This is a genomic window from Formosa haliotis (assembly GCF_001685485.1).
GTDB classification, from domain to species: domain Bacteria; phylum Bacteroidota; class Bacteroidia; order Flavobacteriales; family Flavobacteriaceae; genus Formosa; species Formosa haliotis.
In genome coordinates, this window is the sequence record NZ_BDEL01000001.1 from 3,619,760 (window position 1) to 3,634,732 (window position 14,973).

Below are 14,973 nucleotides of genomic sequence, written 5' to 3' on the forward strand. Positions count from 1 at the left end.
AATACTACTAAGATAAAAGGTTTTTTAACGTAACCTGTCTACAGATTTTACAAGATCCTCATCCTTTTTAATGGCTTTATTAGCTAACACTAATAATACGATAGAAATTATAGGAAGGAACATCCCAATACCTTTCTCAGAAACTTGCGTTTCTCCAGATACATTTAGAGACTGATAAACGAAAAATCCTAGTAAAATAAAGTTTAATATGATGTTAAGTCGGCCCAAAACAAATTGAAGCTTCCTGTTTGAATACAAAAAAATGGTGATTATAGATAATAGCCCAGACGCCAGAAATAAGCCAAAAGCGCTGTAAACATCTTCGGCATAAATTAAAACCCCTTCTTGATTTGTCCATAAATTGAACACAAAAATAAGTCCGCAAGATACGATTGCGGCTAAAAGAAGGTAAATGGTTTGTATGCGTTGTATCATTTGTACTATTTAATCTTGACAGCAAAAATAGTAGTTTCTTTGAGAACATTTGTATAAAAAATTAAAATAAAAGTCGTATAATTGCATTAACAACGTACAACCTCCACGGTTTTAGGTCGTTAATTCTTCAGAATAAGATTATATTTTCTTCAGAATAATTCAATATTTAAATTCTAACTCAAATATTCAATTGAACATCAATGTTTGAAATCACTCAATTAAAAGAAATGAAGCTTCCTGAGTTACAGGATATTGCCAAAAAATTAAACATCCCTAAGTTTCGTACTCTTAAAAAATTAGATCTAGTTTATCAAGTATTAGATCATCAAGCAGCAAACCCGAAAGCGGTTATTGAAGCTAAAACAGATACAGCAGTTGCTACTCCCACAGAAGATAATACACCAAAACCAAAGCGCGAACGTGTAAAAAAACGTGTTCCTGCAAAGGCGGTAAAACCTAATGTAAAATCGGAATCAGCGCCTGTGGTTGCTGAAGAAAAGGAAGACCCTAAAGCTGAAAAAGCGACTCCGGCAAAAACACCGCAACCAAAACATAAACCTAATCCTAGACCTGCGTCTGCAAAAGCAGCACAGGCTAAGACAGAAAAATCGGCTGCCACGAGTAAAGACGATAAGGCTTCTAATGCCCCTAAGCGGGAGAGTCAATCTAATCGTCCTAAACGAGAAAATCCGAATCAGAAAAAAGATTCAGGCAACCAAAGACAAAATCATAAAGCCAATAATACTAACGGGAATCAGCATAATTCTAATAACGGAAACAAAGATAACAGAAACCGTTACAGAGAACCAGAATATGAGTTCGATGCTATTATTGAAAGTGAAGGAGTTTTAGATATTATGCAAGACGGATACGGTTTTTTAAGATCGTCTGATTATAATTATTTATCGTCTCCAGATGATATTTACGTATCTCAATCTCAAATTCGTTTATTCGGTTTAAAGACTGGAGATACGGTTTTAGGAAATGTGCGTCCGCCAAAAGAAGGCGAGAAGTATTTTCCGTTAATTAAAGTAAATAAAATTAATGGTTTAGATCCTCAAGTTGTAAGAGATCGCGTGTCTTTCGAGCATTTAACACCATTATTCCCAAAGAGAAATTCATTTTAGCAGAAAAGCAAAGCACGATTTCAACTCGTATCATGGATTTATTTTGCCCTATTGGTAAAGGACAACGTGGTATGATTGTGTCGCAACCTAAAACAGGTAAAACAATGTTGTTAAAAGACATTGCTAATGCTATTGCTGCAAACCACCCAGAAGTTTATCAAATTATTTTATTAATTGATGAACGTCCAGAAGAAGTTACCGATATGCAACGTCACGTTCGTGGAGAGGTAGTAGCTTCTACTTTTGATAAAGAAGCTCACGAGCACGTAAAAATTGCTAATATTGTTTTAGAAAAAGCAAAACGTTTAGTAGAATGTGGCCATGATGTGGTTATTTTATTAGATTCGATTACGCGTTTAGCAAGAGCTTATAACACGGTTCAACCGGCTTCTGGTAAAATATTAAGTGGAGGTGTAGATGCTAATGCTTTACATAAACCAAAACGTTTCTTTGGTGCCGCTCGTAATATTGAAAATGGTGGATCTCTGTCTATAATCGCTACAGCACTTACAGATACAGGTTCTAAAATGGACGAAGTTATTTTCGAAGAATTTAAAGGAACGGGTAACATGGAATTACAATTAGACAGACGTATTTCTAACCGAAGAATTTTCCCTGCTATCGATTTAATCTCATCAAGTACGCGTCGTGATGATTTATTATTGGACGATACAACCATACAACGTATGTGGATTATGCGTAAATATCTTGCCGATATGAATCCTGTTGAAGCCATGGAGTTTATAAACGAAAGGTTTAAGCAAACAAGAAATAACGAAGAGTTTTTAATTTCTATGAATAGTTAATTAAAAACTTAAATTTAAATACACAAAAAAGGCCCATCTCGTTTAAAAGATGGGCCTTTTTCCATATATGGGTTATGCTGTAGCAGCTAACGTATTTTGGTTGTCCTGGTATTGTTTTGGACTACAGTTATATTTTTCTTTGAAAATTTTAGAAAAATAACTTCTACTTGTTAAGCCTACAGTGTAGACAATTTCAGAAATATTTAAATCGGTTGTTTTTATAAGATTCTCGGCAGTTTCTACACGTACATTTCTAATAAAATCGGTTACCGTTCTATCGTGTAATAATTTGAAACCTTCTTGTAATTTTGAAGGCGATAACCCCGATTTTGAACTTAAATATTTTAAAGTGTATTGTTTTTCTGGGTAGTTTGTAATAAAGGTTGAAAGATCTTTTATCATTTCCATTTCATCTTTATTCAACGAACCAAATTGGTTATTAGCATGCTCTAAATCGTCTGTATGTTGTTGAATTTCTAAAGCTAGAATAGTTTGAACCGTACTTTCTATTAGTAAACGTCTAACCACACCTAATTGATTAATGGCTTCTAATTGTTTAATTTTTTCTGAAATTTTTAAGTTATAAGATCCAAAATAGGCAAAATGTTCACCTGGGTTTGGAGTACTAAAAATTTGATTCAATTTAGCATTCAGTTCGTTCTTTTCTAAAGAAACATCGTCTGTACTTACAACAATAGTCGAGAAATTAAACGGGATATCTTTTTTAAAATGATATACATTGTTTACGGTTTCTGCACTACGAATAATAGCAGTTTGAAAAGCATCTAAGGTGTTCGTTTTTCCTTCTACAGAAAAACTGTGTTCTACATGCCCTTCAGAACAATAAGTAAAGTATATAGGAGACGATTTTAGTATGGTATTTACCAAAGTAAGATCCTGGTTAAACACGACATTAAAAGCAATATAGGTTATACTTTTTTTCACGCTTATACCACTAATTGTACCTACTGCTAAATCATTATTTAAGGTTAAAACAGATTCTTGATTTACAGAAGATATCTCTCCTCCTAAATGCTGTTGTAAATCTGTTATCATTTTATGTGCCGATGTCGATTTTATATGTATGGTTTTCATGAGATTTTGAATTGCGTTAGTAAATGGTGAAATATTTTGCTGGTTACTCGTATTTTAAATTTTATTTTGTTTTAAGTTCAGGTATTATTTTAGAACTAGAATCTATTCTGTTTATCATGCCATTTAAATTGAAAGCTTTAAAGTAAGACGGCTTCCTAATTTGTCCTACACGTGCATATTGATTTGAAGTCGGTTTCATATTTATTTCAGTTTTCTGGTTATTGATACTTCAAAATTCGGAAAATAGTAGACCGTTCGTCTTACATAATTTACAGATTGTGTTATATAATTTTAATGTTTTTAGAGTAACTGTCTCATTATAAGGTATTTACATGTGTTATTTTAAAATAAAAAAGCATCTAAAGTGTTAATTGTTTTAACAGTTTAGATGCTTTTTAAGCTAAGATTGTAAATGTGGCTATAGTCGCATTATAAAATTCTCCTTATTAAGATTAGATGTGTTGTACTGCCAATTTATTTGCAGCACCTTTTCTATAACCGTTTTTAATTTAGAAAAATCGTTAGGCTTATTTATATAAATGTTAGCGCCATTTACAAAGGTTTCGTCTATATCATGTTCCGACGAGGAGGTCGAATATATCGCAACCGATAAATCTTTAAGGTTTGGTGTGGTACGTATTTCTTGTAAGCACTCTAAACCATTCTTTACAGGCATATTTAAATCTAAAAAAACAACTTGAGGTAATTTAGAATTTGGTGCCAATAAATAATCCATAAATTTCTGACCATTATCAAAGGTTGATAATTCTGTTTTAATATGAATTTGGCTTATTGCTTCTTGAAATAGAAACCTATCATCTTCATCGTCGTCTACCAGGGCGACTTTTAATTTTTGTATGTTCATAGAAACACTTCTAGATTTCATAACAGTACTATGGTAATAAGGCTGTTATAAATCGCATTTAGTTAAATTCGTATTAATCAAAAATAGGGGTAATTCGAGGTCTAAATTTACAAATAAAATAGATTCAAAGTCAAAAAAATATTACACCTTAATTTGGGATATGAGTCGGAATATAAATATTAAAGGTTACCCCATTGTTTTCTTCGGCATCTGCAAAAATAAATCCGTCGTGGTTTTCTACAATTTTCTTTACTATAGCTAAACCAATTCCGGTACCCTCGTAAGCGGTTCTCGTGTGTAAACGTTCAAAAACTTCGAATATTTTCTCGCTGTATTCTGGGGAGAAACCAATACCATTGTCAGCTATTTTAATATGGCAATATTCGCCATCGGCAGTAAGTTGCTCTAAATTAAAATGAGACCCTTTATCTATAACACTATCTATTTTTATAACCGGTGGCACACCTTCTCGAGCAAATTTTATGGCGTTATTTATAAGGTTATTCATAAGTTGAATAAACTGAAAAGGAATAATATAAGCCGTACATAAATTACCAACTTCTATAGTAACATGGCGTTCTTTAATTAATTCTTTTAAATCAATTTTAACTTCGTCTAGAATGTCGTTTAAATCTGTTTTTTCGAATGTTCTGGTCGAAGTATTGGTTCTAGAATAGGTGAGTAAATCTTTAATTAACACTTGCATTCTGTGTGCAGAATTTTGCATTCTATTAAAATATTCTTTCCCTTGTTCGGATAAATTATCTTTTTCGAGGTCTAAAATACGAGACGAAAAATTTGAATCTTACGCAGTGGTTCTTGTAAATCGTGACTTGAAATATAAGCGAATGACTGAAGTTCCTCGTTCATACGTTGAAGCTCTTCTACAGAATTTTCAAGTTTAGCATTGGCTTCGGCCAAAAGTTTGGTTCGGTCTTTAACCTGACGTTCTAATTCTTGCAAAAACATTTTATGGTCTTGAATATCTGTACTTGTACCCACCCAACGTTGAATATTGCCTTCGTTGTCTCGTTGTGGAATTGCACGACTTAATTGCCATCTGTACTCACCATCATGTCTTAAAAACCGGTGTTCCATTAAAAAGTCTTGTCCCGTTTCAATAGATTGTTGCCAGAGTTTTATGTTTTCTTCCTTATCATCTGGGTGTACAATACTTATCCAGTTTGAAGGGTTTAGAGTTTCTGGTGTATGTCCGGTGTATTCGTAAACCGTATGGTTATAATAGTCTAATTCACCTTTTGTATTTGCCGTCCAAATTTTTTGTGGCATAGAATCGGCTAGGAGTTTAAACTTTTGTTCGTTTTCTATAAGTTGTTCTTGACTTCGTTTTTCTTCAGTAATTTCTCTTAAAGTACCAAATACTTTTATAGGAGTGCCGTCTTCATTGTAAAAAACTTTACCCTGAGTGCGAATCCATATAATAGTATCGTCTTTTTTTTGGGTACGGACTTCGTAAAAATAAGATCCTGTTTGCAAGGCACGCTCGAAAGCAGGACGTAATATGTTGTCTAGATCTTCTTTTACGGTACGATTTTTTATGAATTCATGACTTAAAACAGCATCTTCTGGGTAGCCAAGAATGGCTGGTAAACGTTTACTGTAAGTAATGTGTTCGTTGTTTAAATCGAGTTCCCAAGTGGCAAGTTCGGCGGCTTCTGTAGCAATACGCAAGCGCGTTTCTGTTTTTTCAATTTGTTTTCTAGTTGTAACTTTTTCTGTAACGTCTACGGCGGTAATTATAAGCCCCGACACACTATGGTCGGTTTCAAAAATAGGAGAATAATCGTAGTCGAAATAAAAATCTTTTACACCATCGTTACCATCAATTGTTGCTAAAGCTTCTTTTTCGCTATGCGAAATACCTGTTCTAAACACCTTATCTAATAAATCAGGGAATTTTTGTTGTTTCAGTTCGGGGAAAACGTCTAGTAAGGGTTTGTTAAAACAGTCGTTAAAGTCCTTTCTCCAAATGTCATTTAGCATGGTGTCGTTAGCTATTTTTATTACATGGTTTTCGCCTTGAAATACGGCGATAGGAATGGGACTATGTAAAATTACATTCTTAAATTTATTTTCGCTTTTTAGCACGTATTGCTTAGCACGTACAGAATCTGTAACCTCTGTTGTTGCTAGTATGAAGCCAGAAATTGCTTCGTTTTCATCTTTTAATACTTCACCTAAAAAATTAAAATATCGAGGTTTTGTGTGGCCTGTATTGGTAAGAGGGATTTCGGAAAGCTGAAAACTTTTACCGGTTTCTAGCGTTTTTAAAATTTCATTGTGAAGATTGAAAGGTGTTTTGGGTAAGGCGTCAATTAAAGCGTCTCCAAGAGAAACGATGTGATTCTCATCAAATATTTCCTTGTATTTTCGGTTTACCGTATCTACCGTTTTTGTTTTCGTGTTAATAATTAAAACACCAATAGGGGCTTGTTTAACAATGTTTATAAACCGAGATGTTAACTTAGATAATTTTTTATTCGCTTTAATTTGGCTAGTCTCGTCAACACAACTTACCAAGACACCCTCTGCCGCTTTTTCGGTTGCCGATAATGGGGTGAAATTAAAGGAAAAGTAGCTTTTGTTTTTTGTTTTATTTTGAAAAGCTAAAGGTTCCAATTCTTCAGCGACACCAGTTTGATGGGTCTTCTTGAAACTGTGTTTTAAACTGTTTAATACTTCAGTATTAATAGACTCTAGAGGCGTGCCTTGGTGGATTGGAGTATGGTCTGGGTAAAAAAAAGTGTCTTTAAAAGCTTGGTTATAGAAGCAAAATAACTGCGATCCCCAACATACACATTGTGGTTGCTTACTTTGTAATATTAAATTTAAAGCGAAAATTAAATTTTGAGGCCAGTTGTTTATGTTTCCCAACCCTGAATTCGTCCAATCTTTCGATATTAAATCTTTACCAATAGCTGAGTTTGTAAGTAGGGTGTTTTGTTGTGTTTTCATGAGCTAGTACTACAACTTTTGAAGCGGTTAAATTTAAAAACCTTCAAAATTAGAGTTGAAGGTTTTTTTAGGTTAATTCGAGGTTCAAGGTAATAAATTTTATTGTTTTTAATTTTAAGTTGTAGAATTATCCATATTGTTTTTTAAACGTTCTTCTAAAGCAGAAGATGTTTTTTGTATGGCTTGTTCTATAGATTCTTCGTGAGCATCAACACAGATGCTAGAATTAGAAGTGTTGAGTTTTATTTTGCAAATATTATCTGGTTCGTGATCTAAATTATCGACTTTAAAAAATACGGTTGCATTTTTTACATGGGGATACTTTTTAGATAAAGGATTTAATTTCTCTTTTACTAAATATTCAAAATAGTTGTTTTTGGGTATGTTCACGTATTCAAATAGCAGGTCCATGATCATTTTGTTTTTTATTTATTAGATTGACCGTAAACTGTATACTGTTTTGAGAGTGCTTTGGTGAAGCGAAAAAACGGATAATTATTAGGTGAATTTTAGTAAGTAAGACGTTTTTTTTCTTAAAAATGTAAGGTTTACGCTTGGTTTCAAATTTAGGTGTAAAGCTGAAATGGTATTGACTTAAATGAATTTTAAGTGCGCTCAAATCGTAAAATTATGTTAAAACTAATTTTGAATTACTTTGTAGAAATGATTTGAGTTTCATATTAATATGTAACTTTATGTTGTAAAAGAAGCATTGCTATTATATGGAAGAACAACCAAATAAGAAATTTAAACTGAAGGATATCCCGACATTATTCAAAGAAACCTTTTTAAGATGGATGGATTCAGATCCCTGGCGATTAAGCGCTATTATAGCCTATTACGCCATTTTATCTATGCCTGCGTTATTAGTCATTATTATAAACGTTATTGGAGCAGTTTGGGGAGCCGAAATTGTTAAAGGTGAATTAACGCATCAGTTTACTAATGTTTTAGGAGTTGAAGTTGCCGAGTCTATTGAAACCATGATATCGGAAACCCAAAACTCCGATAGAAATTTAATGTCTACCATAATTGGTATTGGTACGTTACTCTTTGGTGCCACTGGAGTGTTTTATCAATTACAACTATCCTTAAACGAAATTTGGAATATCGAATCAAATCCGAGCTCGAATATAAAACGTGTAATTATTAGTCGCGCTCGTGGGTTTGCATTTATTTTGGTAGTAGGGTTTTTATTGCTAATTAGTTTTATAATTTCTGCAGGTATTTCTATTTTCAATGGCTATATAAAAAGTATGTTTCCAGAAATTGTATTGTATACCGCTTATGTTCTAGATGTGTGTATTTCTTTAAGTATTATAACGTCTTTATTTGCGCTTATGTTTAAGTATTTACCCGATGCTAAAATTTCTTGGAAAAGTGTTTGGGCAGGAGGGTTTGTAACGGCTCTGCTATTTGTTATCGGACAAACTTTACTGAGCTTATATTTTACAAAAGCAGATCCTGGTTCTACATATGGGGCGGCAGGAACCGTAATTTTAATTCTTTTGTGGGTGTCGTATTCTTGTCTTATTTTATTCTTCGGTGCTCAATTTACCTGGGTGTATGCTAAGTATTATACGGCAGATATAAAACCAACAGATTACGCCGTTTTAAAGTCAGATAAATCATAAAAAAACCTTCCACTTTAAAACTCGGTTTTAAAGTGGGAGGTTTTCAATGTAATTAATTAAATCCCCTTTGCTAAGCCTTATAGCCAGCTGTCAATTTCGTCTTGAAGTTCTTCTTTGGTTTTTCCAGTTTTTTCCTGAACTCTTCCAACCATTTCATCGAATTTTCCTTCAGAATATGTTAAATCATCATCGGTTAGTTCGCCATATTTTTGCTTTAACTGCCCTTTGATTTGTTTCCATTTTCCTTCTATTTGATCTCTGTTCATGATATTAAATATTTATTGTTAATAATGTTGTAAATGTATTTATTACTTAAAAGTCTAATTGCCTGATTCGATTTAATTTTTAACTTGATTCATCTGTTATTCATTATTTTTTCAAGTTTGTTATCAAGCTTTTCAGGCCTCTTGTCTTTTTTAATGATTTTCTGCTATTTAAAATTATAGTTTTATTCAACAATGAAATATTTTTTAACTTTAATTAACGCGCTGTTAAAGCTAATTTATTTTGGATTTGCATTAATAAACCAGGGCTTAAATGGCGATATTTGAGATACTTTTAATCGACATATTTTAAGATTAGAATATCATAAATTTTAATTACTTTAACATAATATTAATCAATTCGCCAATCATTTTATGCAAAAAAGAATCTCTCCTAATATTATAAGACAAGTTTTTGTATTGTTACTTATTCTTTTATTTGGTATTATAATATTTAAGGAACTCATTCCATATTTATCTGGAATTTTAGGAGCCATCACATTTTCGGTTTTGTTGCAAAAACCATTAGATTTTTTGCTAAAACGTGGTTGGAAGGCAAGTGTGGCCACGACAGTATTGTTATTGGCTTCGTTTATTGGGATTCTTATTCCTTTTGCGGCTACGGCATTATTACTAGGAAGTCGAGTAGAAAAAGCTATTGGGAAGTCGGAAGTAATAATTAAGGACATCAAAGGTATTATCTCTACTTGGGAGCATGATTTAGGGTATCAATTCACCTCAAAAATCGATGCGTCTTCTGTTTCAACTTGGTTGTCGGAGAATGTGCCAAATTTATTAGGTGGTACTTTTAATGTGTTTATTTCTATTGCCATCATGTATATGTTATTATACTTTATGTTGAGTAATAGAGAGGCTTTACAAAAAGCCTTGTTAGATTATATTCCGATTAATAATGACGATTTACACATCATTGGTAGAGAAAGTTTAATGATGGTGAAATCTAATGCTATTGGGATTCCATTAGTTGCATTTGCACAGGGAATTGTGGCATTAATTGGCTTTTTAATTTTTAAAATAGCCGACCCATTTTTTTGGTCTATTGTTGTTTTTGTAGGTTCCATGATTCCATTTGTGGGAACTTTAATAGGGACACTACCTGTTTTTATATTATCGCTTATAAATGGTGAAACAACACAAGCATGGGGGATTTTAATTTATGGTCTTGTGGTAATAGGTTCTACAGACAACCTATTACGCCTTTTTATTTTAAAACGGCTAGATGATGTGCATCCGTTAATTACCCTAATAGGTGTTATTGTAGGTGTGCCGTTATTTGGTTTTATAGGCTTGGTTTTTGGGCCATTGCTTATTAGTTTGTTTCTTTTAATCTTAAGGATTTATAAAGATAAATATGGTAAAGAGGTGGGGAAATCGGAGGAGATGCGTTTGTAAACGCGCTTAAGTCTGCATAAACTAACTATGAATGAAAGTCATTCCGCTTAAGTTTGTTTATAATTTGAAAAAAAATAATTATGTTTTATAAATTATCGAATATAGCAGATCGTCAAACTATTGAACAGACAGTTTCTGCGGTGTTCAAATTTCCTAATATCTATAAACCAAAATATATAATAAATGGTACAGAAGAACACGTGTTACCTATTTTAACAGCAGAAGATACCACGTATATAAAGTTTGCCATTTGGGGTATGTTGCCAACTTACTTTACGGGCGATTGGAAACCCTATCAACATACAAAGAACACGTTAAATATTACCTGTGATGCCTTAAAAAATCATTTGATGTTTTACAGAAATAGTCAGGTTAAACGTTGTTTAATTCCCGTTACTGGGTTTATAGAAGATGTAAATGATGAAGGAGAACTAAAGTCTTACTATGTTTCTCGACCCCGTTCCAAACCTTTTTGTATTGCGGGTATATATAATCAATTAGAAGATGGATTTTATACTGTTTCCTTATTGGTTGGGCCTTCAAAAAAATCAACGGCCAAGTTTCAACCCCTGATTTTAAACCCCGATTTACAGCAGGACTGGTTGAACAGTAATTGCGACACTTTAAATGCATTAGAGCTTCTGAAAAAACCTCATAGCTACATGTTAAATCGCGTGCCTATCTCCTCTATACATGTGTTGAATAACGATATTAATGATCTAGAAGCAGAGTTAGGTCTAGAAAATGCCGTGTAATTAGTCATGATTTTTATTGGGTTAAGTTTAAAAGTGATACAGTTAATCTGTGGTTTAGTATAGCAGTACCTTTACTTTAAGGAAATAGTTAAACCTATTTCTCGTAAAATATTAACCATTAAAAACCATATATTATGTTACGTTGGACAATCACTTTTGTAATTTTAGCTATTATTGCCGCCATTTTTGGATTTGGAGGAATCGCTGCAGGAGCAGCCGGAATTGCTAAAATATTATTCTTTATATTTATTATTCTTTTTGTAATTTCATTGTTTACAGGAAGAAATCCTATAAAATAACAATTAACCTTAAAAAACCATTAAAATGAGAAGATCAGCTTATGTATTTTTAGTAGCTTTTACCATGGTAGCATCATTATCAACATTTACTAGTTGTAGAGATCAAAAAACTGCAGGTGAAAAAATTGAAGATGTTGCAGACGATGTTAGCGACGGGGTAAAAGATGTTGCAGACGATATTGAAGATGCCGTAGATTAGTCGTGTTATAATACACATACTATTCTATTAATTATCTTAATAAGATTAGGGCATGTTCTGTTGGAATATGCCCTTTTTTTGTACACTAAATAACTGACTTTTATTTTAATGGAAGATGCGTTTTAACCTATATTTCAATCTAAAAAAAAGTAAATTATGATAATTTCAGACGAATTCGCTAAGCATGAAAGCGACTTTATAAAAAAATATGAAAAAATAGGCTATACGGCCAATTACCAAGTTGTAGACGGACGTTTAGTCGATTTAGAGACAAAAGAAACCTTTACGCCAGAAGATGTTAAAGTTGTAGCTGAGCATCGCTATGAGGGTATGAGTAACCCGTCAGACATGTCTATACTTTATGTTATAGAAACAACATCGGGATCTAAAGGTACGTTTTTAACAGCTTACGGACCAACAGCCGATTTAGAGGTGGCCGAATTTTTTAAGGCCATACCAGAATCGAATGTTTCCGAAAGTGGAAATATTTTAAATTCTTAGTGATTTCGTATAACCTTATAAATATAACCTGCCTTGAGCAGGTTTTTTTATGCTTAAAAAAGAAACGATTTATTATCTTTAATTTTCAGGTTTAATTGGTAATATTGCTCCGACCAAACGTAAGTATCGTTATGAAATTATTTGTAAAATTTGATTACCAAGTGGTTTGTAAACGTGTTTTAGAAGCACAATTGGAAGCTCTCGATATTCCCTATACATTAAATGGAATTGGGGAAATTGAGTTTTCGAAAACTTTAAATTCAGATAAAAAAGAAGCGTTAATTAAAGGCTTAGCTTTTTATGGGATTCAGATTATTCAGGATGAAAAGGATGTATTAGTGCAGAGAATTAAAGATGTAATTTCGGAAATGATTTTTAATGCCGACGAAAACCAAACCTTTAACACCTCGACCTTACTTAGCAAAAAGTTAAATTATTCATACAATTATCTATCGACAGTGTTTTCTGAAATCACCTATACCTCTATAGAAAATTTTGTGATACTAAAAAAGATAGATTACGCCAAGGAATTAATGTCGCAAAACGAGAGTTTAACTTTAACCGAAATTGCACATCGTTTACAGTATAGCAGTGTTGCTCATTTATCGGCACAATTCAAGAAAATAACGGGTTTAACGCCATCTAATTTTCAGAAAATTATGGCCAAGCGCAAGTCACGTACTTAATTTTTGACATAAAAAAAGGTCCTAAACATTAATCTAGGACCTTTTTTATATTATTCGGGCAATTATTTAAATGGCTTAAACTTAAATTTCTGACCTCCTACAGAAGCTTCAGCCATAAGCCCAGCTTTAGAGTGTGTAAATACAGCAACGCCATCTTTATACTTAGCATCTAAGCTTTCTCCAGATTTTAATGCTACCGCAGATACTCCTGCGTCAAATTCAAATTTACCTTCTTTAAACTTGTCTACATCTTCTTTCTTTTCAAAAAAGATGACTTCAATTAAGGCTTGTCCTCCAGCTTGTAATCCTACATTTAGCTCTTTTAAACTAGCCATTCCTTTTTTCTTTCCGTACTCATATAATACGCCATTTCCGGAAGCACCACCAACAATAAAGCCTCCTTTACCAACATTTGGAAAAACGGCACATCCAGCAGATTTGTCAAAAAAGGTTTTTAAACCTGGATTCACACTTAAAAGTGTTTTTACTGCTTCATCAGATTCTTTAATAATCTTTTTATCTTTTTCACTTTGTGCATTTACAGCAAAAGACATGCTGCAAACCACTAAAAAAACGAATACATTCTTTAATACTTTCATAATGATTTTTTAGTTAAAATTATTTATGAAATTAATTTACGATTTTTTTCGTAAACAAATTAACTTAAACGATAAGATGATTAATTTAAAAGCTTAAGTCTAAATTGAAACACAATAGTTTTAACTGCTTTATAGTCTAAGGTTAACAATTTAGAACCATAGCAATTCGTTGTTTAAAAGCGTTTAAAATGATAAAGAGATAATATTTCCAACAGTATATTGTATTAGATTTTTGCTGAGTTGTTTTAGTAAGACACTAGGAAATTGTAGTGCGATTTTGTAACTTACTAAGGTTTTATAAAGCTAAAACAAAAGAACATGAAAAATATAGTCATTTACTATCTCTGTATTCTTGGGCCCCTTGCATTGGTGTTTTGGATGAATAGTACAGATCTAATTTCAAGTAGATTTAGTCTGCTTTTAATTACTCTATATGTGTTTTTCTATCGTCCTTATATCGATGGTAAAAGGTTGTCTGATAAAAAGATTATTGCTAAAAAGGATATTTGGAAAATGGTGCTTCCAGGAAGCCATATGAAGTATTTTAGCGAATTGTATCTTAAATAGAACCGCTAATTTCTATGATAAAATATAAATCTATTTTTAGGTACGTCGTTACAGGAACACTTTTTGTTGTTGTTCCTATCCTCATTATTATTGTTCTATTTGGTAAAGCCTTGGGTATTTTAATGCCTTTAGGGCATACCTTAACAGAAAAGTTTCATTTAACTTCCTTTTTAGGTCCCGCAGCCGTAATTTTAGTCAGCTGTTTAATACTTTTTATTATAAGTTTGGTTTGTGGCTATTTTGTAGTGAACGGATTTTTAAAGCAGTGGAGTAATAAATATGAAGCCACTTTATTTTATCATTTTCCGTCATTTCAAATGATGAAATATCGCTTTATTGAAGAAGCCGATTATAAAAAACAAAATTTTTGGCAACCCATATTGTTGAAAGAGGACAATGCGTTTAGAATTGCTTTTATTACCGATAACAGTCAGCCTAATTTTTTTTCTATTTATGTTCCCGATGCCCCTAAAATGGATGCGGGAGAAGTAAGGTATATGCTGGTTTCTGACTGCGAATACATACCCATAACCATGAAACAAGCTATGAATGGCTTACGTAATTTTGGAAAAGGTATGGAATCTGAAGTATTTAAAGAGTATAAGTAATCCTTTCCCTTTTATTAATAGACCGAAGATCAGGTTTTGATGGAAATTTGAGATTTTGACCCATAATTTAATATGTTAAGATTTTATAAGTTGATGTTTTTCTGTTTTTAGTTCTTATTTTTACAAATTCTAAATTTTTGAAACA

At 32.5% G+C, this 14,973-nt stretch carries 18 protein-coding genes and 1 pseudogene; 10 read left to right on the forward strand and 9 right to left on the reverse strand.

What is annotated here, in order from left to right:
- Nucleotides 1–24: 24 nt before the first annotated feature.
- Nucleotides 25–435, reverse strand: a complete 411-nt coding sequence (locus tag A9D35_RS15225; protein WP_066224532.1) for a DUF4293 domain-containing protein — start codon at nucleotides 433–435, stop codon at nucleotides 25–27.
- Nucleotides 436–635: 200 nt separating this feature from the next.
- Here A9D35_RS15225 and rho point away from each other — a divergent pair.
- Nucleotides 636–2,368 (forward strand): annotated as a pseudogene (gene rho / locus A9D35_RS15230) (transcription termination factor Rho).
- A 72-nt stretch (nucleotides 2,369–2,440) separates the two neighbouring features.
- On the opposite strand, the gene A9D35_RS15235 reads toward rho, so the two are convergent.
- The 6 genes from A9D35_RS15235 to A9D35_RS15255 form a co-directional block, all read right to left on the reverse strand.
- On the reverse strand, nucleotides 2,441–3,463 hold the full coding sequence (locus tag A9D35_RS15235) for a helix-turn-helix domain-containing protein (protein ID WP_066224534.1): 1,023 nt from the start codon (nucleotides 3,461–3,463) through the stop codon (nucleotides 2,441–2,443).
- Nucleotides 3,464–3,524: 61 nt separating this feature from the next.
- Nucleotides 3,525–3,662 carry a hypothetical protein gene (locus A9D35_RS18720; RefSeq protein WP_159427070.1) on the reverse strand — a complete coding sequence of 46 codons (138 nt, stop codon included), beginning with the start codon at nucleotides 3,660–3,662 and terminating at the stop codon, nucleotides 3,525–3,527.
- A gap of 219 nt (nucleotides 3,663–3,881) precedes the next feature.
- Nucleotides 3,882–4,328, reverse strand: a complete 447-nt coding sequence (locus tag A9D35_RS15240) for a response regulator (protein WP_066226164.1) — start codon at nucleotides 4,326–4,328, stop codon at nucleotides 3,882–3,884.
- Between the two features lie 148 nt (nucleotides 4,329–4,476).
- Nucleotides 4,477–5,112, reverse strand: coding sequence for a sensor histidine kinase (locus A9D35_RS15245; protein ID WP_369692207.1), 636 nt, complete (start codon nucleotides 5,110–5,112; stop codon nucleotides 4,477–4,479).
- Complete coding sequence (locus A9D35_RS19275; protein WP_066224540.1) at nucleotides 5,106–7,304, reverse strand: PAS domain-containing protein; 2,199 nt, start codon at nucleotides 7,302–7,304, stop codon at nucleotides 5,106–5,108. The genes A9D35_RS15245 and A9D35_RS19275 overlap by 7 nt, the downstream gene beginning before the upstream one ends.
- 114 nt (nucleotides 7,305–7,418) lie before the next feature.
- Entirely contained in the window at nucleotides 7,419–7,715 is a 297-nt protein-coding gene (locus A9D35_RS15255) for an HPF/RaiA family ribosome-associated protein (protein ID WP_066224544.1), read from the reverse strand.
- A 311-nt stretch (nucleotides 7,716–8,026) separates the two neighbouring features.
- Here A9D35_RS15255 and A9D35_RS15260 point away from each other — a divergent pair, with 311 nt between their 5' ends.
- Nucleotides 8,027–8,938, forward strand: a complete 912-nt coding sequence (locus tag A9D35_RS15260; RefSeq protein ID WP_066224546.1) for a YihY/virulence factor BrkB family protein — start codon at nucleotides 8,027–8,029, stop codon at nucleotides 8,936–8,938.
- Nucleotides 8,939–9,015: 77 nt separating this feature from the next.
- Here the strand turns inward: A9D35_RS15260 and A9D35_RS15265 are convergent, their stop codons facing one another.
- Nucleotides 9,016–9,204: a CsbD family protein gene (locus tag A9D35_RS15265; RefSeq protein WP_066224549.1), complete on the reverse strand. Its 189-nt coding sequence runs from the start codon at nucleotides 9,202–9,204 to the stop codon at nucleotides 9,016–9,018.
- Between the two features lie 372 nt (nucleotides 9,205–9,576).
- Between A9D35_RS15265 and A9D35_RS15270 the strand changes: the two genes are divergently transcribed.
- The 6 genes from A9D35_RS15270 to A9D35_RS15290 all read left to right on the forward strand — a co-directional run bounded on the left by A9D35_RS15270 (nucleotide 9,577) and on the right by A9D35_RS15290 (nucleotide 13,054).
- Entirely contained in the window at nucleotides 9,577–10,614 is a 1,038-nt protein-coding gene (locus A9D35_RS15270) for an AI-2E family transporter (protein ID WP_066224553.1), read from the forward strand.
- A gap of 80 nt (nucleotides 10,615–10,694) precedes the next feature.
- Entirely contained in the window at nucleotides 10,695–11,369 is a 675-nt protein-coding gene (locus tag A9D35_RS15275) for an SOS response-associated peptidase family protein (protein ID WP_066224557.1), read from the forward strand.
- A gap of 134 nt (nucleotides 11,370–11,503) precedes the next feature.
- Nucleotides 11,504–11,668, forward strand: a complete 165-nt coding sequence (locus A9D35_RS15280) for a DUF1328 family protein (RefSeq protein WP_066224562.1) — start codon at nucleotides 11,504–11,506, stop codon at nucleotides 11,666–11,668.
- 25 nt (nucleotides 11,669–11,693) lie between these two features.
- Nucleotides 11,694–11,867, forward strand: coding sequence for a hypothetical protein (locus A9D35_RS18795; RefSeq protein ID WP_162841022.1), 174 nt, complete (start codon nucleotides 11,694–11,696; stop codon nucleotides 11,865–11,867).
- A gap of 156 nt (nucleotides 11,868–12,023) precedes the next feature.
- Complete coding sequence (locus A9D35_RS15285; protein WP_066224566.1) at nucleotides 12,024–12,368, forward strand: hypothetical protein; 345 nt, start codon at nucleotides 12,024–12,026, stop codon at nucleotides 12,366–12,368.
- Between the two features lie 131 nt (nucleotides 12,369–12,499).
- Nucleotides 12,500–13,054: a helix-turn-helix domain-containing protein gene (locus A9D35_RS15290; RefSeq protein ID WP_066224569.1), complete on the forward strand. Its 555-nt coding sequence runs from the start codon at nucleotides 12,500–12,502 to the stop codon at nucleotides 13,052–13,054.
- Nucleotides 13,055–13,116: 62 nt separating this feature from the next.
- On the opposite strand, the gene A9D35_RS15295 is transcribed toward A9D35_RS15290, so the two are convergent.
- Nucleotides 13,117–13,653, reverse strand: coding sequence for a lipid-binding SYLF domain-containing protein (locus A9D35_RS15295; protein ID WP_066224572.1), 537 nt, complete (start codon nucleotides 13,651–13,653; stop codon nucleotides 13,117–13,119).
- A gap of 318 nt (nucleotides 13,654–13,971) precedes the next feature.
- Between A9D35_RS15295 and A9D35_RS15300 the strand changes: the two genes are divergently transcribed.
- Nucleotides 13,972–14,220, forward strand: coding sequence for a hypothetical protein (locus A9D35_RS15300; RefSeq protein ID WP_066224577.1), 249 nt, complete (start codon nucleotides 13,972–13,974; stop codon nucleotides 14,218–14,220).
- Nucleotides 14,221–14,234: 14 nt separating this feature from the next.
- Nucleotides 14,235–14,828 carry a hypothetical protein gene (locus A9D35_RS15305; protein ID WP_066224580.1) on the forward strand — a complete coding sequence of 198 codons (594 nt, stop codon included), beginning with the start codon at nucleotides 14,235–14,237 and terminating at the stop codon, nucleotides 14,826–14,828.
- The last annotated feature ends 145 nt before the right edge of the window (nucleotides 14,829–14,973 follow it).